This is a genomic window from Micromonospora sp. KC207 (assembly GCF_004348615.1).
Lineage (GTDB): Bacteria > Actinomycetota > Actinomycetes > Mycobacteriales > Micromonosporaceae > Micromonospora.
Window position 1 is genome coordinate 1 of sequence record NZ_SMKJ01000481.1, and the last position, 3049, is coordinate 3049.

The 3049-nt window shown below is 65.7% G+C and carries 1 protein-coding gene and 1 pseudogene; both read right to left on the bottom strand.

Features of this window, described 5'->3' with window-relative positions; genetic code table 11:
- Nucleotides 1–244: 244 nt before the first annotated feature.
- Nucleotides 245–1042, bottom strand: a pseudogene (locus tag E1258_RS31520) (IS5 family transposase).
- Nucleotides 1032–2828, bottom strand: a complete 1797-nt coding sequence (locus E1258_RS31525) for a hypothetical protein (protein WP_132407502.1) — start codon at nucleotides 2826–2828, stop codon at nucleotides 1032–1034. Before E1258_RS31525 ends, E1258_RS31520 begins: the two are co-directional and overlap by 11 nt.
- Nucleotides 2829–3049 lie beyond the last annotated feature (221 nt).

The following is a 3049-nucleotide window of genomic DNA, read 5'->3' on the forward strand; positions in this document are numbered from 1 at the left end:
CGTTCGGTCATGGTGAAGGCGTATGTCGTTGGGGCATCGGCTCGGCGGACGTGATGTCCGTCGATGCCGGGGTGAAAGTGAACCAGACACGATCCCGGGGTGAAATGCTCTGATTCCGGTCGGGTTCACGTCCACGAGATGCGCTCTTTCTGGGGAGAGCCGGACATCTCATGCTGCCGAGGTCGAGTGGCGAATCAGCCACTACTGGCACGAAGGTGAAGCAAACGTCCAGTTAGAGCGTGTCTCAGGTGGTGAGTTTGAGGTAGCGCTTGTGGCAGGTGAGGGCGGCGGCGAGGGTGACGAACGCGCAGTAGAGGCTGGCCGAGCGTTCGTAGCGGATGGTCAGCCGGCGGTAGCCGGTGAACCAGGCGAACGTCCTCTCGATCACCCAGCGGTGCCGGCCGAGACGGTTCGGCGACTCGATGCCGCGACGGGCGATGCGGGGTCGGATGCCGCGGGCACGGAGCATGCGGCGCAGGTGGGGGTAGTCGTAGCCCTTGTCGGCGTGCAGCTTGTCGGGGCGCCGGCGGCGTGGTCCGCGTCGTGGCGGGGACGGCCTGGACCAGGGACTCCAGGCAGCGGCTGTCGTGGGTGTTCGCGGCGGACACGCCGACGGACAGAGGCAACCCGTTGCGGTCGGACAGGGCGTGGATCTTGCTGCCGGGCTTGCCTCGGTCGACCGGGCTCGGTCCGGTCAGGTCGCCCCCCTTTTCGCCCGCACCGACGCCGCGTCGGCGGTGGCCCGGGACCAGTCGATCAACCCCTTGGCGCCGAGCTGGTCCAGGGCGGCGACATGCAGCCTGCGCCACAGCCCGGCCCGGGTCCAGGCGACGAACCGGCGGTGCGCGGTGGCCTTGGAGACTCCGAACCCGGGTGGCAGGTGCCGCCAGGCGCAGCCAGTGGTCAACACGTACACGATCGCGGCGAACACAGCCCGCGCCTCGATCGGGGCTGTACCCCCGCCCTGCGGACGTCGAGGCGGCGGCGGAATCAACGGGCTGGCCAAGCTCCACAACTCGTCAGGCACCCACTCAGAGATCAACCGATCGTCCACGTAGAAGTGATCTACCACCAAGGTCAGCCGACCGCCACCTGAGACACGCTCTTAGCGCAGCCGTCGCAGCGGTGGGTGGAGTGAGAAGCAGGCCATGGGCGACGGCGTGACGCAGATTCTGCCCGGTCGGGCCGAGGAGCAGGGTTCGTAAGTAGCGATCCCAGTCCTCGTCGAAGTCGTGGCGGAGAAGAATGTCCAGGAGTTGATCCAGCCCGACGAATCGGCCTTGGGTATCGTTGTTGGCCACGGTGAAGGCGGGTTCATCGAGTAGGAGAACAACGTTACGGGCGGCGGCTTCAACCCGGACGGCCGAGGTGTGCAGTGCGCCCTCTAGGTCGCCTGCCCAATATCGGCGCAATGCACGGGCCAGGGCCGCAGCCAGGTCGGCATCAGCGCCATTCTCGGAGAGGAACAGCGTGAGCTCCCGCTCCTCTGGGACACCATGGTATCGGACGATGCGGTCGAGGGCCTCAGCGAGGATCTCGCCGTTGACTGCGCAATGCAGGCTCTCAAACCAGGCGAGGTCGGCCGCGTCCTTTTCTGCCTCAGTAATGGCGTGCCACCGCGGGAGCTGTCCGGCGCCGAAGTGGTGGGATCTCAATGTCCTTGCGAAGCTGCGGTGGGTGAGTACCCGGACGTCTTGTTCGTTAGCGGAGCGGCTTCCCGACGGCGATGGGGTGTTCAACCAATTGGCGAGTGCCTGCCGCCAGTTGGCGCCGTCACTGGCCATTCGTACTTGGCGGTCGCGGATTTCTCCGGGGACAGTAGCCTCGGATGTGACGGCTTCGAATCCGAAGTCGGCGTTGGAGAGCTGCTGCATGCGCCGTACCGCTTCGGCCCGCAGATCGACCAGGTGGTAATCCCGGGCGAGGCCGGCAGCTTCCTCAAGGCGCAGCATCTGGATCATCGGTGCCAGTGCTGCGGCGGCGTTCAGCCGGACTTGAACCTGCATTCGGCGGGCGGCCTCCCGGCGGCCGGGGTCGAGTTGAATCTGCAGCTCTGCCAGTTCATCGATGACATGGTCAAGGTCCGAATACCTGGCGGCTGCTTCGTCGGTCATTGCCAACAGTTCGTCGCGATCGGCGAGGGCAAGGTGATTTCGGTTGCCGGTCAGCAGGCGCAGCATGCTCATCGCCGTACCCGCCTGAGAGTGCGGTGAGCGAATGGCGGCTGCCGCAGTATCCAGGCCGGTCCGCAGAGCCTGGTCGGCTGCCGGTCGTCCGGCAGGGGTTGCCTTGGCAATCGGGAGGAGCGTCAGAGCGCGCCCCAGCGACAGGTCCACGGCATGTTGCGACCACCGGCGGGTGACCTCGGCGCCACTTGCCAGAGAGATCGTTGCCTGCGGCTGGCGAACATGCTGGAGGTAATGGCTGATTGCGGACGCCGATTGGTGCGGAACTTTGCGGCCGCCCTGTGTCAACAGATCACGTAGTCGGGCGGCGGCGGCCGGGTGTGTGACGAGTGCGGCCAGCCGCTCCCACTGGTCGAGCATCTTCTCCCCGGTAGGGCTGCGGTGTGGAGGTGCAGTGGCGGCGTCGGACCCGGTCTTCCAGGACAACTGCACCTCTGCCCGGCCCTGCCGTGTTGTCTCGTCGAGGAAGTAGCCGAGGGCCCACCGCAGACTCGCCCCAGGCATTTCGTCGAGGTCAACGCCGCTCCCCTCGGCAAGCTGGTGCAGCCACACTGGCAGGTCGTGCCACTCTTCTGCAACAGAGAAGATGCCGTCGAGCAGGTAAGCAAGCCGCTCGTCAGTGTTGGCATCTGCGGCGATCATGGTTTGTCGCTGTTGTCGGAGTGAGTGGTCAGCGCCATCTTCGGGCTCGTACGGTGGCCTTCAGCGGAGTTCACCTCACTATGGTGTGGGGTGCCCCTGTCTGTCAGGGTGAGTTGAGGCCAGCGGTTCATAGCAAGTCCGCCGGACAGGGCGAGTTCAGGATCGAGAAGCGTTGAATACTGCTGTAGACGTCGTGACGGCCCAGGATGGGGTCATGAGTC